Source organism: uncultured Halopseudomonas sp., from assembly GCF_963977355.1.
GTDB lineage: Bacteria > Pseudomonadota > Gammaproteobacteria > Pseudomonadales > Pseudomonadaceae > Halopseudomonas.
Map to the genome: position 1 here is coordinate 72,731 of NZ_CAXBOV010000010.1, position 22,536 is coordinate 95,266.

Consider the following 22,536-nt stretch of genomic DNA (forward strand, 5'->3'; position numbering starts at 1 on the left):
AATCTCCGGAATGGGATCAGTTTTTAAGGCGGGTAATGCGCATCACGCCGTTAAGGGCCCGTATACGCTTGATCAATTGTGAGAGGTGCAGGCGGTCACGGACCCGAACCACCAGCTGAACGACGCTGACACGCCCATCGCGCTCATCGACGCTGATCTTGTCGATACTCGCATCTGCCATGGTAATGCCCGTGGCCAGTTGGGCGATGATGCCCCGTTCGTTTTCCAGCTCGACTTTCAATTCTACGGTGAATTCACCGCTGACGTCCTTGTCCCAGGTCAGGTGCAAGGTTTTTTCGTTGCTGTGGCGATTTTCGGCCAGGTTGCTGCAGTTCTCCTGGTGAATAACCATACCTTTGCCAGAAGACAGGTAGCCCACAATGGGGTCACCGGGAATCGGATTGCAGCAGCGGGCGAAGCTGACGACCAGACCTTCGGTACCACGGATGGCCAGGGGTTTTTCCGCTGTGGCTTCGGGCTCTGCTGCGGCCGGCTTCTTGGAACCGGCATCCACAGCATCCGTCGTAGGTTCGGCAGCCAGTAGCCGGCGGCCGACAACATAGGCCATACGGTTACCCAGCCCGATATCAGCCAGCAGATCCTCCATCAGCTCCATCTTGCAGTCGTTGAGAACCTGTCTGATGTTGCTCTCGGGAATCGCACCCAGGCTGGTATCAAAGCTTGCGAGTACCTTGTCCAGCAGACGCTCGCCCAGGGCGATCGACTCCGAATGGCGCTGATGCTTGAGAAAATGCCGGATATTGCTGCGTGCCTTGCCGGTAATCACGAAACTCAACCAGGCGGGGTTGGGTCTGGCGCCGGGGGCGCGTATGACTTCGACTGTCTGGCCGCTTTCCAGGGGCTCGGACAGCGGCGCCAGGCGTCGGTTGACCCGGCAGGCAATACAGCTGTTGCCGACATCGGTATGCACCGCGTAGGCAAAATCGACCGGGGTAGAGCCCTTGGGCAGCTCCATGATGCGGCCTTTGGGCGTGAAGATGTAGACCTCGTCGGGGAACAGGTCGATCTTGACGTTCTCGATGAATTCCAGGGAGTTGCCTGCGTTCTGCTGCAGTTCCAGCACGCCCTTGAGCCATTGACGGGTGCGAGCATGGTGGCCGTTGATCACCTCGTCCTTGGATTTGTAGACCCAGTGCGCGGCAATACCGTTGTTGGCCATCTCTTCCATCTCCTCGGTGCGGATCTGAATCTCGATGGGCACGCCGTGCATGCCGAACAGCGTTGTGTGCAATGACTGGTAGCCGTTCGCCTTGGGTATCGCGATGTAGTCCTTGAAGCGCCCGGGGAAGGGTTTGTAGAGGCTGTGAATTGCGCCGAGTACGCGATAACAGGTATCTGGTTTGTCGACGATGATCCGGAAGGCATAGACGTCCATGATCTCGTGGAACGCTTTACGCTTACCGCGCATCTTCTGATAAATACCAAACAGGTGTTTCTCGCGGCCCATTACCTTGCCAGGCAGCCCCTCTCGCTCGAGACAGTTCTGCAGGGAGTCGAGGATCTTGTTAAGCAGCTCCTTGCGATTGCCGCGGGCGGCACGCACGGCGCGATGGATCAGGTCCGAGCGCATGGGATGCATGGCTTTGAATCCAAGATCCTCGAATTCGGTACTCAGGCTGTGCATACCCAGGCGATTAGCGATGGGTGCATAGATTTCCAGGGTTTCCTTGGCGATCCGCCGGCGTTTTTCCGGGGCCAGGGCGCCCAGGGTGCGCATGTTGTGCAGGCGATCAGCAAGCTTGACCAGGATTACGCGAATGTCGCGCGCCATGGCCAGCGCCATCTTCTGAAAGTTTTCTGCCTGTGCCTCGGCCTTGGTCTCGAAGGTCATCTGGGTGAGCTTGCTGACACCGTCGACCAGTTCGGCCACAGTTTCGCCAAACTGGGTAACCAGGGCGTCCTTGGGTATGCCGGTATCTTCAATAACATCGTGCAGCATGGCGGCCATCAGGCTCTGATGATCCATGTGCATATCAGCAAGAATGTGGGCTACTGCCAGGGGGTGGGTGACGTAGGCTTCACCGCTGCGTCGGGTCTGCCCGTCATGGGCCTGCTCGGCGTAATAGTAGGCCCGGCGGATCAGATTGACCTGATCCGGATCGAGATATTTGGCCAGTCGCTCGGCAAACAGCTCGATACCGGTCTCCGTGCCAGCGAGGTTTTCCTGCTGGAATCGCTCAGTGGCGGCCTCCGCGCCCATGGAGGGCGTGCGGGTCTGGCCTGACATCGACCGGCCCAAGAATTTACTCCTCGAGGTCGGATTCCATCGAGTACAGCGGCTCCTGCTGATCCTGAATCGCTTCCTGCGCCAGTATCTCGTTGGAAATCAGACCTGCTGCAATCTCCCGCAGTGCAACCACTGTGGGCTTGTCATTTTCCCAGGCAACCTTGGGCTCTTTGCCGCCGGTGGCTAGTTGGCGCGAACGTTTGGTGGCCAGCATGACCAGCTCAAAACGGTTTTCTACATTTTCCAGGCAGTCTTCAACGGTAACGCGGGCCATGGTTGTACTCCGGTACGGCTTGACGATCTAAACGAGAGGCGTCCAGAAAAGGAACGCAGGACCATGTAGTGTACTGAATCGGTCAGTACCATGACAAGAACTATGACAAAAGCGCAGTCAACAACCCCTGATGCCGCTCTTCCTGGCGGACGACATTAAGTCGGGCTGAGCGCAGGATAGCCTTGAGATCTTCCAGGGCGGTGTTGAAGTCGTCATTGATTACCAGATAGTCGTACTCGACATAGTGACTGATTTCGTCGACGGCCAGCGCCATGCGACCCTCAATCACACTCCCCTCATCCTGACCACGGTTGGTCAGACGCTCACGCAGGGTTTCCCTGGAGGGCGGCAGAATGAAGATGGAGCGTGCGTCGGGCATTGCCCTGCGAACCTGCTGCGCACCTTGCCAGTCGATTTCCAGAATGAGGTCGTTGCCCAGCGCCAGGGTTTTTTCCACAGTACTTTGCGAGGTGCCATACAGGTTGCCGAATACCTCGGCGTGCTCGAGAAAGTCTCCCTGGGTAACCTGGGCAAGAAACTGATCGCGGCTGGTAAAGTGATAGTTGATGCCGTCTACCTCGCCCGGCCGCATGGCGCGGGTTGTGTGGGAAACAGACACGCGCAGATTGTCGAGCTGGTCAATCAGGGCCTTGACCAGGCTGGTCTTGCCGGCGCCGGAGGGGGCGGAAACGATATACAGGGTGCCGGTGGCATGAGTCATTGGTCGGGATGTCCTGCAGATTAACGGCTAGAATGATGGGCTTGATTATAGGGACATTGGGCCGTGCCGTCATGCGGCGAAGCGGACCGGTCAGCAAAGGGGCAAAGATGATTTCGAAATGGCAGTGGTTGGTTTTGCAGTTGACGCGCACGCTGTGGGTGCGTGCCGCATTATTTGCTTTGCTCGGGGTTGGTGCCGCATTGGTGGCTGCGGCGCTGCAGGGCAGTCTGCCTTTCAAGATTGATCTCGGTCTGGGTCGAAACGCCGTTGGCGACATACTGAATATCCTTGCCTCGAGCATGTTGGCGGTGACCACCTTTTCGCTTAGCGTCATGGTCATGGCCTATGGCACCGCCACTACTAACGTCACTCCTCGAGCTACTCGGCTGCTGATGCAGGACACCACGACGCAGAATGTTCTGGGTACCTTTCTTGGCACTTTTCTGTTCAGCCTGGTAGGAATTACCGCGCTGAGTACCGGTACCTATAACGAAAGCGGCAGGGCTATCCTGTTTCTGGTAACGCTGGTGGTTATCTTGCTTGTCGTGATGACGATTCTGCGTTGGATTGAGCATTTATCTTATTTTGGCCGCGTAGGTGACACGACCGGTAGGGTCGAAACCGTCACCTTGAGCGCCCTGAAGGAGCGTATATGCCATCCGGGATTGGGGGGTATAACCGTTAAATCAGGCGAGTCCCTGCCAACAGATTCTGCCTGGCCCGTGTATGCCCGCTCTACCGGGCTGGTACAGCATCTGGATATGGTTGAATTATCCCGCCTGGCCGAAAAAAACGACTGGACGGTCTGGGTTGATTGCCTGCCAGGCGCCTTTGTCAGTCAGCCGCGTGCGTTGGCCTGGGTTGAAGGGGTACGGGGAAAGGAGGTGGATGAAGCTGATGATGCAATTCGGTGCGCCTTTACCCTCGGTAATGATCGCTCATTCGAGCAGGATCCGCGCTTTGGCCTCTCCGTGCTCGCCGAAATTGCGTCGCGCGCGCTTTCGCCTGCGGTCAACGATCCTGGTACCGCAATCGACGTACTTGGGCGAGCGGTGAGGATTCTTTCCTATTATTCCGAGCAGAATGTCGCCGAGATGCAGTCCGCGCCCATTTACCCCCGCGTACGTGTTCCTGGCCTTGATCTCAATGATCTTTTCGATGACATATTTGCACCGATTGCGCGAGATGGTGCGAGCTTGATCGAGGTACAGATGCGACTGCACAAGGGGTTGCTGTTGCTGGCCGGACAGGGCGGGCACCTGGCCAGTTGCGCTCAGCGGCAGGCACTGTATGCGCTCAAGCATATGGAGCCGTCTATGGTGCTGGAAGAGGATAGGCAGCGTCTGCGTGATCTGGCGTCGGGTTACCAGCAAGCCTGACGCTCCCGCAGTTACTATTCGATGTTCTGCACCTGCTCGCGCATCTGCTCAATGTATACCTTGAGATCCACCGCGGCCTGCGTACTGCGGCTGTCGATGGCTTTCGAGCCAAGGGTATTGGCTTCGCGGTTGAACTCCTGCATCAGGAAATCCAGGCGTCGCCCCATGGCCTGGTCGCCGGACAGAATATGGCGCGCCTCGGAAACATGGGTGTCGAGCCGATCCAGTTCCTCGGCCACATCCATTTTTTGCGCCAGTAATACCAGTTCCTGTTCGATGCGGGTGGTGTCCAGTTCGAGCCGGGCCTCGTTGAAGCGATCTATGAGCTTCTGTCGGTGGGCAGCGAGGAGGCCGGGCATCATCTCGCGCAGACTGGCGACCCTTTCACTTATTGCCTCCAGTCGCTCTTCCAGCAGCTTTTTAAGTTCGCTGCCCTCACGCGCGCGCTGTGCCTTGAGGGCGGTAACCGCCTCCTCGAACAGGGCGCCGGCCTGGGGAATCAACTGATCGTCGCTGGGCCTGTTGCCGCCGAGTACGCCGGGCCAGGCGAGCACGTCCAAAGGATTGATCTTGTGGGGGGCATCCATCTGCCGGCTGATGCGTTCGGCTGCGGCGAGCAAGGCATCGACCAGCGGCTGGTTGATCTGCAGTGCGTCGCTACCGCCTGCGGCCGGATTGAAGCGCAGGGTGGCCTCCAGCTTGCCACGCGCGAACTCCTTGCGCAGTCGCTCTCGCAAGGGCCCTTCAAGTGAGCGAAAGCTTTCCGGTAAGCGCAGGCTGGGTTCAAGGAAGCGATGATTGACCGAGCGGATTTCCCAGGCGAGATTCCCCTGATCTGTACTCAGCTCGCAGCGTGAGAATGCCGTCATGCTGTAAACCATCGGTTGGCCTCCTGGCGGACTAGATAATTGAAGCCGCATTCTACTCCGGTCGATACTCAGGTGTCGCCCGCTGGGCTTGACCCGTATAATCTCTGCACACACACCCGCAGTACTAAGGATTCCAAGATGAAACGACCCAGTGGCCGCGAAGCCGATCAGATGCGTCAGGTAACTCTGACCCGCCATTACACCAAGCATGCCGAGGGGTCGGTCCTGGTCGAGTTTGGCGATACCAAGGTTATTTGTACGGTGAGTGTCGAAGCTGGCGTGCCACGCTTTTTGCGCGGATCAGGACAGGGCTGGGTAACAGCCGAATACGGGATGCTGCCGCGTTCCACTGGCTCGCGCATGCAGCGAGAGGCCAGTCGAGGCAAGCAGGGCGGTCGCACTCTCGAGATTCAGCGGTTGATCGGTCGTTCCTTGCGCGCCGCGCTTGACCTGAAAAGTCTGGGTGAGAACACTCTGTATATCGATTGTGATGTTATCCAGGCCGATGGTGGCACTCGCACGGCTTCGATTACCGGCGCCTGCGTCGCTCTGGTCGACGCCCTGCGAGTCATGAAGCAGCGCGGTGCTATCAAGAAAATGCCTGAAGTGCAGATGATCTCTGCGATCTCCGTGGGTATTTATCAGGGTGAGCCGGTGCTCGATCTGGACTATCTTGAAGACTCCGCAGCGGAGACAGATCTGAATGTGGTGGTCACTGACAAGGGCGGCTTTATTGAGGTGCAGGGTACCGCCGAGGGTTCGCCATTCAGTCCGGATGAATTGAATGCCATGCTGGCGCTGGCCAGGCAGGGTGTTGATCAGCTGTTTGCCATGCAGTTGGCGGCGCTGGAAGATTGAGCCTGGCCGATCAGGCTGGCAGATTCTTTAACGGAATAGGGAGTAGCGCGACATGATTGAACCAACCCAGCCGATCGCCGAACCAGGTATGCCCGGACCCGAAGCACGCAAATGGGCCTTGATCGCTCATTTGTCGGGCTTTCTTGGTTGCCTGATCCCCTTCGGCAGCCTGATCGGCCCATTGCTGGTGTGGCAGCTGAAAAAGGACCAGGACGTTTTTATTGATGATCAGGGCAAGGAAGCAATGAACTTTCAGATCAGCGTGGCTCTTGCTGCACTGCTCTGCGTGTTGCTGATGGTCGTCGTGGTCGGGTTTCTGTTGATCTGGGTGGTGATTATCGGGGCTGTCATTCTGATGATCATTGCAGCGATCAAGGCGAATGAAGGGAAGGCTTACCGCTATCCGTTCTGCTGGCGGATCATCAAGTAGAGCGGTTGCTTATTTGAAGCTAGAAGTTGAGCTTCTAGCTTCAATCCAAAGCTGTTTATTAAATACTCAGCGTCCAGTCGTAATCAATAATTACCGGCGCATGCTGAGAGAAGCGTGCATCCCGTGGGATTCGTGCATCCTTGACGAACCGACGCAGCCCCGGGGTGAGTATCTGATAATCAAAGCGCAGCCCAAGATTGAGGCTCTCTGCTTGCTCGCTGTCAGGCCACCAGCTATATAGCTCGGCCTCACGAGTCACTTCGCGTAGTGCGTCCACGTAGCCCAGATTGCCAAAGATTTCATCCATCCACGCCCGCTCTGGCGCCATGAAGCCAGGTTCGTTCTGGCAGTCGCGCCAGTTCTTCACATCCAGCTTCAGGTGCGAGGTGTATAGCGAACCACAGTAGATGAACTCCCGACGTTTACGGCGTTGCTTGTTGAGGTAGCCGGTAAAGTCGTTCATGAACTTGAATTTCTGGTTCAGCTCAGCGTCGCCTCCGCGACCGGATGGCAACAACAGGCAGCCAATGCTGACCTTGTCGAAGTCAGCCTGAACGTAACGCCCGTAGCGGTCGGCCAGTTCGAAATCCAGGCCCATGATAATGGCCTTGGGGGCCGTGCGGGTATAGATTGCGACCCCACCCTGACTGGGGACTTCAGCCTCGAAACAATACTGCCAATAGTCATCCAGCCAGTATTTATCCTGCTCGAGTTCCGGTGCGGTAACCCGAATATCCTGCAGACATATCACGTCGGCATCCTGTGTGCGCAACCAGTCGAACAGGCCCCGGGCCGCCGCCGCCTCGATGCCGTTGACGTTCAGACTGATGATTCGCATACATGGCTCCCCCAAAATCGAAAGTGTATGATACCCGAGCCAGCATTTATTTTGTAAAGAAGAGGAACCGGATGCACGAATATCAGCGCGAGTTCATACGTTTTGCCCTGGACCGCGAGGTTCTGCGTTTTGGTGAGTTTACGCTCAAGTCCGGCCGCAAGAGCCCATACTTCTTTAACGCAGGCCTATTCAACACCGGATCGGCTCTCAGTCGACTTGGACGTTTCTATGCACAGGCGTTCGTACACAGCTCGGTTGGTGAGGTAGATATTATCTTCGGACCTGCCTACAAGGGCATCCCATTGGCCGCCGTGACAGCCGTGGCGCTAGCTGATAGTTTTGATCGCAATATGCCATACTGCTTCAATCGCAAAGAGGCCAAGGATCACGGCGAAGGCGGAAGTCTGGTGGGTGCGCCCCTCGAAGGGCGAGTTCTGATTATTGATGATGTCATTACTGCGGGCACAGCTATTCGCGAGGTCATGCAGATCATCGAGGCAGCGGGTGCTACTCCGGCAGCGGTCATGGTCGCGTTGGATCGTCAGGAGCGCGGTAAGGGCGAGTTGTCAGCCATTCAGGAGGTCGAACGTGATTTCGGCATCCCGGTCGTCAGTATCGTTTCCCTGGAACAGGTTTTGAGCTTCCTCGAAGAGGATGCCGAGTTGCGCCACCATCTGCCGGCGGTAGAAGCCTACCGTGCAGAGTATGGTATCAAGGCGGGGCAGTCCTGACGGATACGGCCTTCGCCACGTAACCGGAGTCATCGGCTCCAAGCAAGAGTTACCCTTATGCTTAGGTCGTTTTGCTTGATCATTGTCGGAGTTGCCGGACTTTCGCTACCGGCCCATGCCCAGCTGTATCGCTATCTCGATGATAATGGCGTAACGGTACTCGATAGTCGTGTACCGGCTGAGTATATTGAACATGGCTATGAGGTGCTTGATCACCATGGTCGAGTAGTGAGTACCATTCCAGCAGCGCCTAGTTCCGAGGAGTTGGCCGAAGCGCGGGCCGCGCGAGCCGAGCAGGAGCGTCAGTTGCAAGAAGACACGACCCTCTTGCGACTCTATAGCAGCGTGCCGGATCTGAAGCGGGCCAAGACCCGTCAACTGGACCAGATCGAGAATCTGATCGCTGCTACCGGAACCAATATTGCGGTCTTGAAAGGGCAGCGCGAGGAGCTGTTGAGCCGCGCGGCTGCTCAGCAGCGCGCTGGTCGAGAGGTGGACGAATCGATTCTGCGGGAGATCAAGGAGGTTGATGCCGAAGTGGACCGCCTTGAGCGTCTGATTGCTGCCAAACAGCAGGAGATTGAAGCCGTTCATGCCAGCTTCGAGCTAAGACGCGCCAGACTCGAGGTTCTGCTGAACGAGGACTGAGCTCCTTGTAGCCCGAGTCCTCGTCAGGACGTCACGCCCTCCGGCATCAAGCGCTCGAAAGAGGCTACCGCTTTGCGAAACACCTGCGGGATAGGTGAGGGCCGACGTGTAGTCTGATCCGCATGGACGTAAACAATCTCCCCGTTGACCAGCAACTCCTCCGCGCGATAGATACCGATCAGAAACTGCATGCTCGAGTTGCCGAGCCGGGCGATACGAACATGTACATCAAGCATGTCGTCGAAGCGCGCAGGCGACCGATATTCCAGCAGAGTTTTCACGGCAAAGAAATCACTGCCATTGGCCCCTGTTTCGCCGCTGTAGGTTTGACCCATGGCGCGAAAGTATTCAGTGATGCCCACATCAGCAAAGGTCAGATAGTGTCCGTTGAAGACTATGCCTTGCATGTCGGCCTCGGCCCAGCGAACGCGGAGCGCGTGGCTGAAGCGAAAATCGTCCGGTTGCATTGGTCAGATGTCTCGCTTGTTATTGGTAATCAGCGTGCCAACACCGGTATCGGTAAAGATTTCCAGCAAAATGGCATTAGGAACCCGTCCGTCCACGATAATCGCGCTGCTCACGCCGCCTTGTACCGCATCAAGGGCGCATCGGATTTTCGGCAGCATGCCACCATAAATGGTGCCGTCAGCAATCAGAGCATCGACCTGGGCGGTAGTCAGGCCGGTCAATACGTTGCCTGCCTTGTCCATCAGCCCGGCGATGTTTGTCAGCAGCATGAGCTTCTCAGCCTGCAGGGCCTCTGCGACCTTGCCAGCTACCAGGTCGGCATTGATGTTGTAGGAGGCGCCGTCGGTGCCCACACCAATGGGAGCGATAACCGGAATATAATCATCCGATACCAGCCGGTTGATCAGTCGGGTATTGACCTCGACCACCTCACCAACATGGCCAATATCGATTATCTCTGGCTTGTCGAGTCCCGGCGTGTGCACGCTCACCTTGAGTTTGCGTGCCTTTATCAGGCCTGCGTCCTTGCCAGTGAGGCCGATGGCACTGCCACCGTGCTGATTGATCAGGTTGACGATGTCCTTGTTGACCTGACCGCCCAGCACCATTTCAACCACATCCATGGTCTGGGTATCGGTAACGCGCATGCCATCGACGAAGCGACTTTCGATGTTGAGTCGCTTGAGCAGGTCTCCAATCTGAGGGCCGCCACCATGCACAACGACCGGGTTTATCCCGACTGTCTTCATCAGCACGATGTCACGGGCGAAGCTGTTTTTCAGCTCTTCGCTTTCCATCGCGTTTCCGCCGTACTTGATGACAATGGTCTTGCCGGTAAAGCGCTGGATATAAGGCAGTGCTTCGGTCAATACACGGGAAACCTGGGTGGCAGCGTCACGACTCAACATGGTGTAGAGCTTCTCCTTCAGTAATCAGAATGTCAGTTGCAGGTCGCCAGCTATATTAGCCAGCTTATCGCGGAATAACTGCTGGATCCGTTCAAGCTCGTCTGGCTTGTCAGCCTCGAATCGCAGTACCAGCATGGGTGTCGTATTAGAGGCACGTATCAACCCCCAGCCATGGGGAAAGTCGACACGAATGCCGTCCAGTGTGGATACGCGTCCTGTGCCCCAGTCGGCCTGCTTTTTCAGTGCCTCGATCAGTTCAAACTTGCGCTGTTCGCCGACCTTGAGGTTGATCTCTGGTGTGACCAGACCCGCAGGGTATTTACTGAAAATATCCTTTTCGGGGTTATCTTCGGGGGGTTGGATCGAAATCAGCTCCAGCAGGCGGCAGGCGCTATACAGGCCATCGTCGAAACCGAACCAGCGCTCCTTGAAGAACAGGTGGCCACTCATTTCACCGCCGAGCAGGGCTCCTGTTTCAACCATCTTGGCCTTGATCATGGAATGCCCGGACTTCCACATGACCGGACGTCCACCCATACGGCTGATAAGCGCGGGCAATCTACGGGTACATTTGACGTCGAAAACGATATCGGCGCCGGGGTGGCGCGTAACAATATCTTCTGCGAACAGCATCATCAGGCGGTCAGGATAGATCAATTCGCCGCTGCGGGTGATCACGCCGAGGCGATCGCCATCGCCATCAAAGGCGATGCCTATGTCGGCTTCACTGCGCTTGACCTCGGCAATCAGGTCCTGAAGATTCTCGATATGGCCGGGGTCAGGATGATGGTTCGGGAAATTACCGTCTACCTCACAGTAAAGGGGAATGACTTCACACCCCAGATCCTCCAGCAACCCCTGCGCCACTACGCCGGCCACACCGTTGCCGCAATCGATCACCACCTTCAGTGACCGGACCAGGACCACATCCTCGGCGATCTGGCGGCGGTAGGCGCCCAGCAATTCCAGCTGCTCTCGTCCGCCCGAGCCTTCGCTGAGATCGTTGTCCCGCAGGCGTTGGTGCAGAGCCTGAATACGTTGGTCGGCGAGGGTCTCACCGGCAATGACGACCTTCAGGCCGTTATAATCTGCCGGATTGTGGCTGCCGGTCAGCATGACGCCCGACTTGGCCTGGGTAGTGTGGGTGGCGTAATAGAGCACCGGTGTTGGAACCATGCCCAGGTCGATGACTTGGCAACCGCTTTCCATGAGGCCCCGGATCAGTTGTTCCACCAGCACAGGGCCTGACAGGCGTCCGTCACGGGCCACGGCAACATTGGTCTCGCCATGGGCGATGCTCTCGCTTCCAATCGCGCGACCCAACCAATACACGGTTTCCGCCGTCAGTGTGCGGTCGACCACTCCACGAATATCATAGGCGCGGAAAATTTCGGCTGGTACTTCGGGGATCGCAGGGGTTTCGCTTGTGACGCTCCCGGTCGCAAAGATGTCATTACCGAGGTCGTCCATGCTGTCGACGATATCAATATCGAGAATCTCGTCGTCGGATAGCGCCGGGGTTGAGGGCGCCGGGGCCTTTTTCCCGCGCTGAGACTCTTCATCCTCGCGTTTCGGACTGGGGCCCAGTTTGCGGCCGTGGCCTGAAGCCAGCTGCATGATCTCCTGGCCTACCGGTCTCATCGGCCCCAGACGCAGGCCGGCTACCTTGTGACCCTGGGCAAGCTGGCTAAGTACCGATGCATCGGATTTGACGTCTGCAGTCCAGCAACGATGTAGCCACCAGAGGGCAGCGATAATGCCGAAAAGCGCGAGTATTGCAGACCCTAGTAAAAGCAGGGGGTTTGCCACACCTGCGACCAATGCGGCACCAGGCTGGAACTCTATACGCCATGCAGGATTGTTCAAAGGCTGAGTTATAGTCTCGCCAAAGCCGCTACCGGACTGATACAGCGTTTGCTCTGGGCCGCCGGGGAAGCTCTGTACCAGCTTCAATTGACCCGCGTCGGCTTCCAGGGGTGGCATGGCAGCCAAGACCCTTTGCAGGTCGAATGCTGCGACTAGTGTGCCGCCAATCGGTGCGTTATCTGAAACCCGTAGGGGCGTCACTATATGCAGCTGCCACGTACCATCTACAGGATGCGCCTCCATGGGTACCGGCATATTGCGTTCCGCTCGACGGATCATGTCTAGTACGGCGAAACTCGGCACCTCCTGCCCATCAGCACGGCTTTCCGCCTCACCAACGGCGAAGATACGCATGGATTGATTGTCGGCCAGATAGTAGCGCAGCATGCGTTGCACACTGGTACTGCCACCCTGCTGAAGGGCGACCTGGAGTTGCGGATTAGCCGCCAGACGGGCCAGGTCGTTGCGCAGTTGTGTTGTGGTCTGATTCAGCGCTCCGAGCTGCTGGGTGGCATATGCCTGGGCCAGATCGTCACGATAGCGATCATTACTCTGGGCAAACAGGGCCAGCCAGATCAGACCGGCGGCCAGAGCCAGGCCGATCAGGGCAATCAACAAGGGCACCAGTGTGCCCGGTAGCGCCGCGTTGGATTTTGCCCGGTCCTTGGTCTTGAATTTCATCACGGATACTGCCTCCCTGCGAATTGCGTCAAGTTCTGCTCAACGACTGCCTGTATGACCGAATCCGCCGACACCGCGCACGCTGCCTTCGAACTCATCCACTACCTCCAGTTGCGCTTGCAGCACGGGTACCAGGACCAGCTGCGCAATCCTCTCGCCCGGTTCTAGAGTGAATGCCCGGTCACTTCGGTTCCAGCAGGATACCATTAGCTGGCCTTGATAATCCGAATCAATAAGCCCCACGAGGTTACCCAGGACTATGCCATGTTTATGGCCCATTCCCGAGCGCGGAAGAATCATGGCAGCCAGGCCCGGGTCACTGATATGAATGGCCAGGCCCGTAGGCAGCAGTTCGGTCTGCCCGGGCTCCAGGGTCAACGGCTCCTGTAGCAGGGCCCGCAGATCCAGTCCGGCAGAACCCTCGGTCGCGTAATGCGGTAGTGGCCACTCCTGGCCCAGGCGAGGATCAATTATCTTGGCTTGAAGCTTGTGCATGGGTCTTTCCGTCACAGGTTTTTGTTTGTGTCTCTGTTGGGGTCAAGGCGCCGAGCTATGTAGCTGATTATCTGTCTGGCGAGCTTGTGCTTGCTGGCCATGGGCAGGTGGTCCTGATGCAGGGTCCGGTCGATCAATGTGACTGCGTTGTTATCGCTATTGAAGCCGATGCCGGGTGCGCTGACATCGTTGGCGATAATCAGATCCAGATTCTTGCGTTCCAGTTTGTCGGCAGCGTAAGCCAGTACATCGTGGGTTTCAGCCGCAAACCCGACACACCAGGGACGCTGCGCATGCCCGGCAATACCGGCCAGTATGTCAGGGTTGGGAATGAGCTCCAGGGTCAGTCCGTTGCTGGTCTTGGCGTCTTTCTTCATCTTATGGGTGGCGCACTCCGCCGGGCGATAATCGGCAACCGCCGCAGAGGCAATAAACAGATCGGCCGGTAGCGCCGTTTCACAGGCTGCCTGCATCTCCAGTGCGCTGACTACGTCGATGCGATTGACCCGTTCCGGGGTCGGCAGGTTGACCGGTCCAGCTACCAGGGTGACACGGGCGCCGGCCTCTGCTGCAGCCTCGGCCAGAGCAAAGCCCATCTTTCCCGAACTGTGGTTGGATATGTAGCGTACTGGGTCGATCGCTTCCCGGGTGGGACCTGCATTGATCAGCACATGTTTACCGGTCAACAGGCCATGCTCGAAGCATTCACTGGCCAGCAGCGCAATCTCGGTGGGATCGAGCATGCGTCCCGGGCCAACATCCCCGCAGGCTTGCTCTCCGGCACCGGGACCAAAGATCCGTACACCACGAGCACGCAATTGCGCCAGATTGGCCTGGGTGGCCTGATCGCGCCACATGGCCTGGTTCATCGCCGGGGCGAGTGCCAATGGAGCATCGGAAGCAAGCACCAGCGTGGTCAGCAGGTCGTCCCCGCGGCCCTGGGCCAGTCGCGCCATCATATCGGCTGTGGCCGGAGCTATCAGTACCAGATCGGCCCAGCGTGCCAGTTCGATATGCCCCATTGCCGCTTCGGCGGCGGGGTCCAGAAGATCACCGTGTACCGGATGCCCGGACAGGGCCTGCAACGTCAGGGGAGTGATAAACTCACGGGCAGCCTGGGTCATCACGACCCGTACCTGTGCCCCGGCGTCGCGCAGCCGGCGTATCAGTTCCGCACTTTTATAGGCGGCGATGCCTCCGCTGACACCCAGAAGCACTCTCTTGTTTACCAACCGCTGCATGCTGACTCCCGACACCTGCACCTCCGGGGCGTTGTATGTGCAAAAACCCCTTTAAAATAGCACAGCGCGGGCCGGCAGGCTCCTGCCTCGACCATCGGAATTGAAGCTCCTATACTGCCCCCTCAAATTACACCGCACGAACAGGAAGTACGTGCGCTTACGCAGGGACTTGCGCATGCCCATTACCGACTGGCCGGCGGCTGAACGCCCCCGGGAAAAGCTACTCAATCAGGGCGCTGCGGCGCTGTCCGATGCCGAACTGCTGGCTATTTTTCTGCGCACTGGCTTGCCGGGTATCAGCGCGGTTGATCTGGCCCGGCAGTTATTGGGCGCCTTTGGCAGCCTGCGAGCGTTGTTGCAGGCCGAGCAGGTCGAGTTCTGTCAGCATGCCGGTCTCGGGCCTGCCAAGTACGCTCAGTTGCAGGCGGTCATGGAGATGGGGCGCAGACACCTGTTCGAGAATCTCAAGCGCGGCACCGCGCTGACTTCCCCCGGAGCCGTGCGACAATATTTGCGCAGTCGCATGGCGCATTTGCCCCACGAGGTTTTCGCCTGTTTGTTTCTGGATAACCAGCACAGGGTCATTACTTTCGAGGAGTTGTTCCGTGGCACCCTCGATAGCGCCAGCGTCTACCCCCGGGAAGTGGTCAAGCGGGCTCTGGCATGCAATGCCGCTGCGTTGATTCTCACGCACAACCATCCGTCGGGTGTGGCCGAACCCAGCCAGGCCGATCAGATGCTTACCCGTAGGTTGAAGGAAGCGTTGGCACTAGTGGATATCCGCGTTCTTGATCACCTGGTTGTGGGTGATGGCGAGCCGGTTTCCTTCGCTGAGCGGGGACTGCTCTGATCGACGAAAAATTAAAAGTCGTTGCTTGCGGGGGCGTGTTTTGGTATAAAGCTCCGCTCTTCTCGGGGCTGCGCCTGCACGGATTCGTTTGTCAGGTCTGCACTATGCTCGCCCCGGCTGGAAAACAAATTATTTTATGGCTTCCAACCAGTTCGGGTTGGGCAAGTGGTTGGAGAGGGTTAACCATGTCTCGAGTATGTCAGGTGACCGGTAAAGGTCCAGTGACTGGGAACAACGTTTCCCACGCTAACAACAGAACCAAACGTCGTTTTCTGCCTAACCTGCAGCACCATCGCTTCTGGGTTGAGTCAGAGAAGCGTTTTGTACGTCTTCGTACGTCCACCAAGGGCATGCGTATCATCGACAAGCGCGGTATTGATGTAGTGCTTGCCGAAATGCGCGGTCGCGGCGAAAAAGTTTAAGGAGCAGTCCCATGCGTGAATTGATTCGTTTGGTTTCTTCTGCCGGTACTGGTCATTTCTACACTACCGACAAGAATAAGCGTACTACTCCCGATAAGATCGAAATCAAGAAGTTCGATCCGGTTGTTCGCAAGCACGTGAACTACAAGGAAGCCAAGATCAAATAAGATCTGGCTTGCAACAAAAAACCCGCCTCGGCGGGTTTTTTGTTGTCTGTATTTTCTGCTGAAATCTATTCGCCGCCTACTGCAAAGTTGGGCAGGCTGTCGACTGGTTGGGTGAAAGCGAAAGGAATGGAGATTGTGTCCAGGCCTACGTTTTTCTGCACTACAAAGTGCAGATGTGGGCCGGTGCTGTTGCCGGTGTTGCCTGACTTGGCCAGCAGGCTGCCGGTGCGTACCCGCTGTCCTTCGCCCACAACGACCGAGCGATGCTTGAGGTGCAGATAGACGCTCATGGTACCGTCGTCGTGTAACACCCTGACAAAGTTGCCGGATGGGTGAGTACCACGGCCGTTCTGATTGTTTTCGACCTTGACCACCACCCCTGGTCTGGCTGCCAGAATCGGTGTGCCCTCGGGCATGGCGACATCTATGGCATGCCTACCCTTGGGTCCGGTATGGCTGTAACGCCCCCCGGGACCCTGGGTGACGCGGAATGGACCGCCTTCCCAGGGCAACGGGTAGTCCACCAGCGCATGCTTGGCACGTGGATCTCCCAGGGCGTGACGCAGTTTGTAACTGTAGCTGGGCGCACCGTCTCCAGTGGGTGAAAGCGTTAGCAGGCGAATCGTCTCTCGGGGCTGCAGAACCCAGCGTATCGGTTTTTCCGGCACTCCGGCCAGATTGCGAGCAGACTCGATACTCAGCTCCACTTCTACCGGAGCATAGAGTTCATTGTGAACTATCAGGGTTTCGCCACCGGGATGCTTCCGGGTGGTGACATATACCTGCTTGTCGAAGGTTTCAACCATGGTGTCGGTAAAGACAAACACCTGCGCGCCCTTGACCTCCTGATCGGTATAGGTCACCACTCCGTTGGCATCGGTGTATTTGTAGATGGTGGAGGCAGACAGGATCGAGCTCATCAATAGCAGCGTCAGACCCAGGAAAAAGGTTCGCATCCTTTGCAACCCTCATGGTTAATTTTTGACCGGTCCACAATCCTACCCGGATGGGCTGCTTCTGGCGAGCCGCACATCCGGGTTAGGCAAACAGGAGAGTCAGCGTGCCATTGGCGCGGGTTGTAGTGAATAGGTGCGCAGGGTCGCAGCAAAATCCTGAAGTACCTTGATACCGCTGGCCTCTGCCTGGCTGCACCACTCCCCGAGGGCATGCAGCATGTCTTGGCCGTTGGCACTGGTTCGGGCCCAGACCTGTTGTAACGCCAGTCGCTTCTCGTAAATGATGCGCAGCCGCTGACTGTGATCGAGTACCTGCTGAAGGCTCTCCGTGTTACGGCTGTCGAGCAGGCTGCTTTCACGGCTGAGCAGACGCTTGGCGCGACGGAAGAGGTGACGGACCGAGTCGTCTACCCGATGCATTTCCTGGGCTACCAGGGGTTTGATCACCAGCTTGCGATATTGCGCCATGATTTGAAAACGGTTGTTCAACACAGCCATGGCGGTATCCATGTCCAGCGTCTGCTTGCCAGCGATCTGGTGAGCGATTGGCGCGGTGCGTCGCACCTTGGCCAGACCCAGCAGGCTGAAAAGGCGTATCCAAAGCCAGCCAATATCGAACTCCCATCGCTTTACCGACAATTTGGCCGAGTTAGGGTAGGTGTGGTGGTTGTTATGCAGCTCTTCACCGCCGATCAGAATGCCCCAGGGCAGGATATTGGTGGCGGCATCACGGCATTCGAAGTTGCGATAACCCACTGCGTGGCCAAGTCCATTAACGACACCAGCAGCAAATACCGGAATCCACATCATCTGAACGGCCCATACGGTAATGCCAAGTACACCGAACAGCGCCAGATCAATCAGTGCCATCAGGGTAACGCCGCCGATCTGGTAGCGTGAGTAGAGATTACGTTCCATCCAGTCATCCGGGCAGTTCTTGCCATAGATGCGCAGTGTCTCTTCATTTTGAGCTTCGGCCATATACAGCTCGGCGCCCTTGCGCAGCACAGTCGACAGTCCCTTGTGCACAGGGCTATGGGGATCGTCGGGCGTTTCACATTTGGCGTGGTGCTTGCGATGGATAGCAGTCCACTCGCGGGTATTCATGCTGGTTGTTAACCACAACCAGAAACGGAAGAAGTGCTTCAGGGCCGGGTGCAACTCAAGCGCACGGTGAGCCGAGTAGCGATGCAGATAAACAGTCACGCTGACGATGGTGATATGCGTCAGCACCAGAATCACGGCCAGGATCTGCCAGCCGGATAATTGGAGTAAACCTTGATACCACATGGAATATATCCACCTCTCTGATGACACTTGAAAACAGATTGGGCATGTCGCCGCTTTTTTGATTATGAACCAGCCTTGCCGGGAATAACACGACCACCAGTCGCTTCGGCCTGGCAGGACTGCATTCCGGCCTTCTGGGTCGGATAGTAGTTTTGTCGAGCGAGCAACAGTGTGTAACCGAAGTTGTACAATATGGGATAATCTGTATAGGTTGTGCTTTACTGACAGTGCTTTCCACATAACAAACCTTTGGAGGTTTACATGTTTGCATTTACCCAGAAGATCACCCGTACTGCTCGATATCTTATGCTGGCCGTTCTCGGTGCCGGTATGCTGGCAGCTGTACCTGCCTATGCCGATCATCATTCCGGTATGGCCAAGAAAGACATCGTTGATACGGCCGTCGAAGCTGGCAGCTTTACTACGCTGGTTGCAGCCGTTCAGGCTGCTGGCCTGGTCGACACCCTGAAAGGCGAAGGCCCGTTCACTGTATTCGCCCCGACTGACGAAGCATTTGCCAAGATTCCGGCTGCAGATCTGGACGCGCTGCTCGCCGACAAGGAAAAGCTGACCGCAGTACTGACCTACCACGTCGTTCCAGGCAAAGTCATGGCGGCAGACGTGGTTGGTCTGACCAGTGCTGAAACTGTGCAAGGTAGTGAGCTGACAATTAATGCCAGCAATGGCGTAATGGTCGATTCCGCGACAGTGCTCAAGACCGACATTGAAGCCAGCAATGGTGTGATTCACGTGATTGATTCGGTGCTCATGCCAGGCATGTAATCAACTGCGAGAGAGTACAAGGCAGACTTCGGTCTGCCTTTTTTTTGGCTGTTCCGATGCCTACTGACTCGATTCTAATACCTTTGTACAACCTCCCGCCTGCGACATTACTTGATCCGCATCAATACGTTATCGATTTAAGAACCTAGAATGAGCGCCCTTTTCATACTTCCTGGAGCGGGCAATGAAGTCACAGCGTCAACTTCCGCTGCGCTATAAATTCTGGGCGGTCAATGGTGTGGCTTTCCTGAGTATTCTGGTGCTGGTAATCGTAGCTATGATTCTCGAGCAGCGCAGCGTTAATCAGACCCGGCAGCAGCAGGCTCACAGTCTCTTGCAGCTGTGGCGCGGAGAGCCCGCTTCCCACCTGGATGGCCCGCTACAACCGCTGATTTTGCGTCCAGACTCCAGGGTGCTAGTTGAACGCGAGCTGCTGGATGCCTCCGGGCCGGTAACCCGGTGGGTCGAGTTGGGCGGGTTTACCCTGTGGGGTATTGAGCGCCCCTTGGGTGCCTGGGTGCTGCGGAGTGCTGGTCCGGGAGCACTCGCCGTTGTGGTCAGCGGCAAATCTTTCCAGCAGATATTCCTTGAGCGAGCACCTATTTATGCGCTCGCGGTTCTTGTGTTGATGCTTGGCGTCCTGCTCGGTTCCCAGTTGCTGATCAGGTTTGTTGATACCTATCAGAGCCGGCTGCGTACCCTGGCACATTTTGATCCTCTGACTGGGCTGCCCAACAGAATCCTGGCGCGAGACCGGCTTGAACATGCCAAGGACCGTATAGACCGGCGGGGTGGCTGGTTGGCCGTTCTTTTTATTGATCTGGATCGATTCAAGACGCTGAACGATAGCTACGGCCACGATTTCGGTGATCTCGTCCTGCAAGGCGTCGCCCGGCGCCTGCAGGAACGTTGCCGCAACGAAGATACCTTGGCACGCCTGGGTGGTGACGAGTTCCTTTTGATTCTCGAACAGTTGCCGAGTCCCGGTATGGCCAGCCAGGTAGCGAAAGGTCTGCTCGATTCATTGAAGGCGCCGCTGTTGCTGGATGAAGCCCGCGAGTTGTACGTTGGCGCAAGCATTGGCATCGCGCTCTATCCGAAGGATGGGAGTAATGCCCATGAGCTCATTCGTAACGCCGACGCGGCGATGTATCGAGCAAAGGCTCAGGGCCGCAATACCTATAGCCATTATCTGCCCTGTCTGACAGAAGAAGCACGGGCTCGCTTTGAGCTGGAGCGCTCCCTGCGCGGCGCTCTGCATAACGATGAGCTCACATTGCACTACCAACCCCTGGTAGAACTGACCAGCGGCCGGTGTATCGGCGCCGAAGCCCTTTTGCGCTGGCATAGCGCGGAGCATGGAGCAGTGGGTCCGGATCGCTTTATTCCCTTGGCCGAGGAGAGCGGACAAATTGTCGCCCTCGGAACATGGGTGCTCCACCAGGCTTGCCAGCAGGCCAGCGAATGGCGGCGCGAGGGCTTGCTGCTTGAAACCATTGCTGTGAATCTCTCGCCCATCCAGTTCATGCAGCGCAATATCGTGCAGATTGTGCGTGATGCGTTGGATATCAGTGGCTTACCGGCAGCATGTCTGGAACTGGAAATCACCGAAGGGGCATTGATGCAGCATATTGCACAGGCTGAGGAGACTCTGGATGCGCTGCGGGCGCTCGGCGTGCGTATCTCGGTGGATGATTTCGGTACTGGTTACTCTTCTCTTGCGTATCTGCGACGCTTTGCCCTGGACAAGTTAAAGATCGACAAGAGCTTTCTGGCTGGCTTGCCAAGGGATCCGAGCGATTGCCAGCTGGTCCAGACTATCATCGCGATGGCCAGAAACATGCAACTGTCAGTGCTCGCCGAGGGGGTGGAAACCGCAGAGCAAAAGACCTGGCTGCAAAAGCATGGTTGCGACCAGTGCCAGGGTTATCTGCTGGGTAGGCCCATGAACGTCGCCGCGTTTACTGATTACTGGCAGGAACAGCCGCTAGGGTGACAAGGCTGCGGCTGCACTATATCGATTATGCGGGTCGATTATATGGCCTTTCTTTTCATGTTTTGCTTAGCAGGTTTTCTTCGTTTGACGACCGCAGCTCTTCGGCAACCTGGCGATCAATGGTGTTATCTGCCGCCACGTCTTCTGCTCTGGTAGGTGTTGCCGGTGCGGCCCTCTGTTGAGGCGCAGCTGGTTGCCGGTTAGATGGCTCGGTAAGCTGATCAATGGCCGCCGGGTTACGCAGGTGTATGCGGTAGATAGGCTCGGGCATTTCAATACCAGCCTCATCGTAAGCTGCCTTGACCTGACGGATGGCTTCACTGCGAGCCTTGAGAAAATCGCTGTCATGTTGATTGATCCATGCCAGGAAACGCAGTTGTACGGTACTGTCGCCCAGTTCCGCTACCAGCACCTGGGGCCCGGGGTCGGCGAGGATGCCGGTTAGGGCCTGCAGGGTTTCTATTCCCAGCTTGCGCGCTTTCTGCAGGTCGAGATCGACCGAGACACCAACAATGAACTCCAGCCTGCGCAGCGGGTTGCGTGTGAAGTTGGTCATCGCCGAGGTGATGATGATGCTATTGGGGATTCGCAGATGATTGCCATCGCGGGTCATCAGCACGGTGTCCCGGGAGGTCAGTCGCACAACGGTACCGCCGAGGGTGCCGACTTCTATGATGTCGCCCACATCGAAGGGGTTGCGGGCACTGAGCAGAACCCCGGCGAGATAGTTTTCAACAATATTGCGGAAGGCAAAGCCGACGGCGATACCTGCAACCCCGGCGACACCCAGCATGGCCCCCACCAGGGCAGTGGCGTCGAGTATCTCGAGGGCAATCAGTATGCCAAGCCCGGTAATGCACAGCCGCACAATTCGCTTGCCCAGGTTGGACGCCAGTTCTGACAAGCCGATTCGCCGTAACCATCCACCGCGCGAGCCCGCCCACTGGCCCAGCAGCCAGAAAACGATGATGACCACTAACGCGACCAGCGCGACCGGCAGCATTTGCAAGGCTGCGGTACCCATTTCCTGGAACTTGCGGGTGGCCGGACGCACGCGCGCCGAGACATCGGTTTCCTCGGTCAGGCGACTCTGCACATGAATCACGCCCTCGACACGATTAGCAATGCCTTCCACCTCGCGGGCTGAACGGGCATTGGGCACACTGCCCCTGAGCGTGACCACTCCCTGCTTGACGTCCACCGCTATTCCCGCACCCTCGTCGAGTGCTGCCAACACGGCGCGTAAACGCTTGCCGATGGCCGCATCGCTGGGGACATCGGTCACCTGTATAACCGGCGCGCTTTCTGTACTGTCCTGGGCCAGCGCCGCATTACCCATGCCTTGCAGCCACAGGAAGACGCAGAGGGCAGCGTAAACAAGAGATTTGACCATGGACTGTTCCTTGTTATCAGCCTG

At 57.2% G+C, this 22,536-nt stretch carries 23 protein-coding genes; 10 read left to right on the top strand and 13 right to left on the bottom strand.

Annotation, left to right across the window (positions count from 1 at the left end; genetic code table 11):
- Positions 1-16 precede the first annotated feature (16 nt).
- The 3 genes from spoT to gmk form a co-directional block, all read right to left on the bottom strand.
- Positions 17-2,221, bottom strand: a complete 2,205-nt coding sequence (gene spoT / locus AAC076_RS07120) for a bifunctional GTP diphosphokinase/guanosine-3',5'-bis pyrophosphate 3'-pyrophosphohydrolase (RefSeq protein ID WP_339844034.1) — start codon at positions 2,219-2,221, stop codon at positions 17-19.
- Positions 2,222-2,264: 43 nt separating this feature from the next.
- On the bottom strand, positions 2,265-2,522 hold the full coding sequence (gene rpoZ, locus AAC076_RS07125; protein ID WP_339843943.1) for a DNA-directed RNA polymerase subunit omega: 258 nt from the start codon (positions 2,520-2,522) through the stop codon (positions 2,265-2,267).
- Between the two features lie 100 nt (positions 2,523-2,622).
- Complete coding sequence (gmk, locus tag AAC076_RS07130) at positions 2,623-3,243, bottom strand: guanylate kinase (protein ID WP_339843944.1); 621 nt, start codon at positions 3,241-3,243, stop codon at positions 2,623-2,625.
- A gap of 107 nt (positions 3,244-3,350) precedes the next feature.
- Here gmk and AAC076_RS07135 point away from each other — a divergent pair, with 107 nt between their 5' ends.
- Positions 3,351-4,622 carry a DUF2254 domain-containing protein gene (locus AAC076_RS07135; protein WP_339843946.1) on the top strand — a complete coding sequence of 424 codons (1,272 nt, stop codon included), beginning with the start codon at positions 3,351-3,353 and terminating at the stop codon, positions 4,620-4,622.
- Between the two features lie 14 nt (positions 4,623-4,636).
- On the opposite strand, the gene AAC076_RS07140 is transcribed toward AAC076_RS07135, so the two are convergent.
- Positions 4,637-5,503 carry a YicC/YloC family endoribonuclease gene (locus tag AAC076_RS07140; protein ID WP_339843948.1) on the bottom strand — a complete coding sequence of 289 codons (867 nt, stop codon included), beginning with the start codon at positions 5,501-5,503 and terminating at the stop codon, positions 4,637-4,639.
- Positions 5,504-5,629: 126 nt separating this feature from the next.
- Between AAC076_RS07140 and rph the strand changes: the two genes are divergently transcribed.
- Both rph and AAC076_RS07150 read left to right on the top strand, forming a co-directional pair.
- Positions 5,630-6,349, top strand: a complete 720-nt coding sequence (gene rph / locus AAC076_RS07145) for a ribonuclease PH (protein ID WP_339843949.1) — start codon at positions 5,630-5,632, stop codon at positions 6,347-6,349.
- Positions 6,350-6,401: 52 nt separating this feature from the next.
- Positions 6,402-6,779, top strand: a complete 378-nt coding sequence (locus tag AAC076_RS07150; protein WP_339843951.1) for a DUF4870 domain-containing protein — start codon at positions 6,402-6,404, stop codon at positions 6,777-6,779.
- Positions 6,780-6,837: 58 nt separating this feature from the next.
- On the opposite strand, the gene AAC076_RS07155 is transcribed toward AAC076_RS07150, so the two are convergent.
- Entirely contained in the window at positions 6,838-7,617 is a 780-nt protein-coding gene (locus tag AAC076_RS07155; protein ID WP_339843952.1) for an exodeoxyribonuclease III, read from the bottom strand.
- 71 nt (positions 7,618-7,688) lie between these two features.
- Between AAC076_RS07155 and pyrE the strand changes: the two genes are divergently transcribed.
- Together pyrE and AAC076_RS07165 are read left to right on the top strand one after the other, a co-directional pair.
- Complete coding sequence (gene pyrE, locus AAC076_RS07160) at positions 7,689-8,348, top strand: orotate phosphoribosyltransferase (protein ID WP_339843954.1); 660 nt, start codon at positions 7,689-7,691, stop codon at positions 8,346-8,348.
- 57 nt (positions 8,349-8,405) lie between these two features.
- Positions 8,406-8,996, top strand: a complete 591-nt coding sequence (locus tag AAC076_RS07165) for a DUF4124 domain-containing protein (protein ID WP_339843956.1) — start codon at positions 8,406-8,408, stop codon at positions 8,994-8,996.
- A 23-nt stretch (positions 8,997-9,019) separates the two neighbouring features.
- Here the strand turns inward: AAC076_RS07165 and AAC076_RS07170 are convergent, their stop codons facing one another.
- The 5 genes from AAC076_RS07170 to coaBC are packed head-to-tail and all read right to left on the bottom strand — an operon-like array spanning position 9,020 to position 14,655.
- On the bottom strand, positions 9,020-9,463 hold the full coding sequence (locus tag AAC076_RS07170) for a thioesterase family protein (protein WP_339843958.1): 444 nt from the start codon (positions 9,461-9,463) through the stop codon (positions 9,020-9,022).
- A 3-nt stretch (positions 9,464-9,466) separates the two neighbouring features.
- A complete protein-coding gene (argB, locus tag AAC076_RS07175; RefSeq protein WP_339843959.1) occupies positions 9,467-10,372 on the bottom strand; it encodes an acetylglutamate kinase in 906 nt (301 codons plus the stop codon).
- Between the two features lie 24 nt (positions 10,373-10,396).
- On the bottom strand, positions 10,397-12,919 hold the full coding sequence (locus tag AAC076_RS07180) for a phosphomannomutase/phosphoglucomutase (protein ID WP_339843961.1): 2,523 nt from the start codon (positions 12,917-12,919) through the stop codon (positions 10,397-10,399).
- A 39-nt stretch (positions 12,920-12,958) separates the two neighbouring features.
- Positions 12,959-13,414, bottom strand: coding sequence for a dUTP diphosphatase (gene dut, locus AAC076_RS07185; protein ID WP_339843963.1), 456 nt, complete (start codon positions 13,412-13,414; stop codon positions 12,959-12,961).
- Positions 13,415-13,425: 11 nt separating this feature from the next.
- A complete protein-coding gene (gene coaBC / locus AAC076_RS07190; RefSeq protein WP_339843964.1) occupies positions 13,426-14,655 on the bottom strand; it encodes a bifunctional phosphopantothenoylcysteine decarboxylase/phosphopantothenate--cysteine ligase CoaBC in 1,230 nt (409 codons plus the stop codon).
- Between the two features lie 175 nt (positions 14,656-14,830).
- Here coaBC and radC point away from each other — a divergent pair, with 175 nt between their 5' ends.
- From radC to rpmG, 3 genes are all read left to right on the top strand, one after another.
- Complete coding sequence (gene radC / locus AAC076_RS07195) at positions 14,831-15,505, top strand: DNA repair protein RadC (RefSeq protein WP_339843965.1); 675 nt, start codon at positions 14,831-14,833, stop codon at positions 15,503-15,505.
- A gap of 185 nt (positions 15,506-15,690) precedes the next feature.
- Entirely contained in the window at positions 15,691-15,927 is a 237-nt protein-coding gene (gene rpmB, locus AAC076_RS07200) for a 50S ribosomal protein L28 (protein ID WP_150276538.1), read from the top strand.
- Between the two features lie 11 nt (positions 15,928-15,938).
- Positions 15,939-16,094 carry a 50S ribosomal protein L33 gene (gene rpmG, locus AAC076_RS07205; protein WP_070882577.1) on the top strand — a complete coding sequence of 52 codons (156 nt, stop codon included), beginning with the start codon at positions 15,939-15,941 and terminating at the stop codon, positions 16,092-16,094.
- Between the two features lie 65 nt (positions 16,095-16,159).
- On the opposite strand, the gene AAC076_RS07210 is transcribed toward rpmG, so the two are convergent.
- Together AAC076_RS07210 and desA are read right to left on the bottom strand one after the other, a co-directional pair.
- Entirely contained in the window at positions 16,160-17,050 is an 891-nt protein-coding gene (locus AAC076_RS07210) for a peptidoglycan DD-metalloendopeptidase family protein (protein WP_339843967.1), read from the bottom strand.
- A 99-nt stretch (positions 17,051-17,149) separates the two neighbouring features.
- Positions 17,150-18,340, bottom strand: a complete 1,191-nt coding sequence (gene desA / locus AAC076_RS07215) for a delta-9 fatty acid desaturase DesA (protein ID WP_339843968.1) — start codon at positions 18,338-18,340, stop codon at positions 17,150-17,152.
- A gap of 261 nt (positions 18,341-18,601) precedes the next feature.
- On the opposite strand from desA, the gene AAC076_RS07220 reads away from it, so the two are divergent.
- Positions 18,602-19,123: a fasciclin domain-containing protein gene (locus AAC076_RS07220; protein WP_339843969.1), complete on the top strand. Its 522-nt coding sequence runs from the start codon at positions 18,602-18,604 to the stop codon at positions 19,121-19,123.
- A gap of 184 nt (positions 19,124-19,307) precedes the next feature.
- Positions 19,308-21,119, top strand: a complete 1,812-nt coding sequence (locus AAC076_RS07225) for an EAL domain-containing protein (RefSeq protein WP_339843971.1) — start codon at positions 19,308-19,310, stop codon at positions 21,117-21,119.
- A 55-nt stretch (positions 21,120-21,174) separates the two neighbouring features.
- On the opposite strand, the gene AAC076_RS07230 is transcribed toward AAC076_RS07225, so the two are convergent.
- Positions 21,175-22,512 carry a mechanosensitive ion channel family protein gene (locus AAC076_RS07230; protein ID WP_339843973.1) on the bottom strand — a complete coding sequence of 446 codons (1,338 nt, stop codon included), beginning with the start codon at positions 22,510-22,512 and terminating at the stop codon, positions 21,175-21,177.
- Positions 22,513-22,536 lie beyond the last annotated feature (24 nt).

Bases quoted from the DNA above. Each gene is read 5' to 3' on its own strand.
- spoT (WP_339844034.1), bottom strand. From the start codon at position 2,221: ATGGGCGCGGAGGCCGCCACTGAGCGATTCCAGCAGGAAAACCTCGCT.
- rpoZ (WP_339843943.1), bottom strand. From the start codon at position 2,522: ATGGCCCGCGTTACCGTTGAAGACTGCCTGGAAAATGTAGAAAACCGT.
- gmk (WP_339843944.1), bottom strand. From the start codon at position 3,243: ATGACTCATGCCACCGGCACCCTGTATATCGTTTCCGCCCCCTCCGGC.
- AAC076_RS07135 (WP_339843946.1), top strand. From the start codon at position 3,351: ATGATTTCGAAATGGCAGTGGTTGGTTTTGCAGTTGACGCGCACGCTG.
- AAC076_RS07140 (WP_339843948.1), bottom strand. From the start codon at position 5,503: ATGGTTTACAGCATGACGGCATTCTCACGCTGCGAGCTGAGTACAGAT.
- rph (WP_339843949.1), top strand. From the start codon at position 5,630: ATGAAACGACCCAGTGGCCGCGAAGCCGATCAGATGCGTCAGGTAACT.
- AAC076_RS07150 (WP_339843951.1), top strand. From the start codon at position 6,402: ATGATTGAACCAACCCAGCCGATCGCCGAACCAGGTATGCCCGGACCC.
- AAC076_RS07155 (WP_339843952.1), bottom strand. From the start codon at position 7,617: ATGCGAATCATCAGTCTGAACGTCAACGGCATCGAGGCGGCGGCGGCC.
- pyrE (WP_339843954.1), top strand. From the start codon at position 7,689: ATGCACGAATATCAGCGCGAGTTCATACGTTTTGCCCTGGACCGCGAG.
- AAC076_RS07165 (WP_339843956.1), top strand. From the start codon at position 8,406: ATGCTTAGGTCGTTTTGCTTGATCATTGTCGGAGTTGCCGGACTTTCG.
- AAC076_RS07170 (WP_339843958.1), bottom strand. From the start codon at position 9,463: ATGCAACCGGACGATTTTCGCTTCAGCCACGCGCTCCGCGTTCGCTGG.
- argB (WP_339843959.1), bottom strand. From the start codon at position 10,372: ATGTTGAGTCGTGACGCTGCCACCCAGGTTTCCCGTGTATTGACCGAA.
- AAC076_RS07180 (WP_339843961.1), bottom strand. From the start codon at position 12,919: ATGAAATTCAAGACCAAGGACCGGGCAAAATCCAACGCGGCGCTACCG.
- dut (WP_339843963.1), bottom strand. From the start codon at position 13,414: ATGCACAAGCTTCAAGCCAAGATAATTGATCCTCGCCTGGGCCAGGAG.
- coaBC (WP_339843964.1), bottom strand. From the start codon at position 14,655: ATGCAGCGGTTGGTAAACAAGAGAGTGCTTCTGGGTGTCAGCGGAGGC.
- radC (WP_339843965.1), top strand. From the start codon at position 14,831: ATGCCCATTACCGACTGGCCGGCGGCTGAACGCCCCCGGGAAAAGCTA.
- rpmB (WP_150276538.1), top strand. From the start codon at position 15,691: ATGTCTCGAGTATGTCAGGTGACCGGTAAAGGTCCAGTGACTGGGAAC.
- rpmG (WP_070882577.1), top strand. From the start codon at position 15,939: ATGCGTGAATTGATTCGTTTGGTTTCTTCTGCCGGTACTGGTCATTTC.
- AAC076_RS07210 (WP_339843967.1), bottom strand. From the start codon at position 17,050: ATGCGAACCTTTTTCCTGGGTCTGACGCTGCTATTGATGAGCTCGATC.
- desA (WP_339843968.1), bottom strand. From the start codon at position 18,340: ATGTGGTATCAAGGTTTACTCCAATTATCCGGCTGGCAGATCCTGGCC.
- AAC076_RS07220 (WP_339843969.1), top strand. From the start codon at position 18,602: ATGTTTGCATTTACCCAGAAGATCACCCGTACTGCTCGATATCTTATG.
- AAC076_RS07225 (WP_339843971.1), top strand. From the start codon at position 19,308: ATGAAGTCACAGCGTCAACTTCCGCTGCGCTATAAATTCTGGGCGGTC.
- AAC076_RS07230 (WP_339843973.1), bottom strand. From the start codon at position 22,512: ATGGTCAAATCTCTTGTTTACGCTGCCCTCTGCGTCTTCCTGTGGCTG.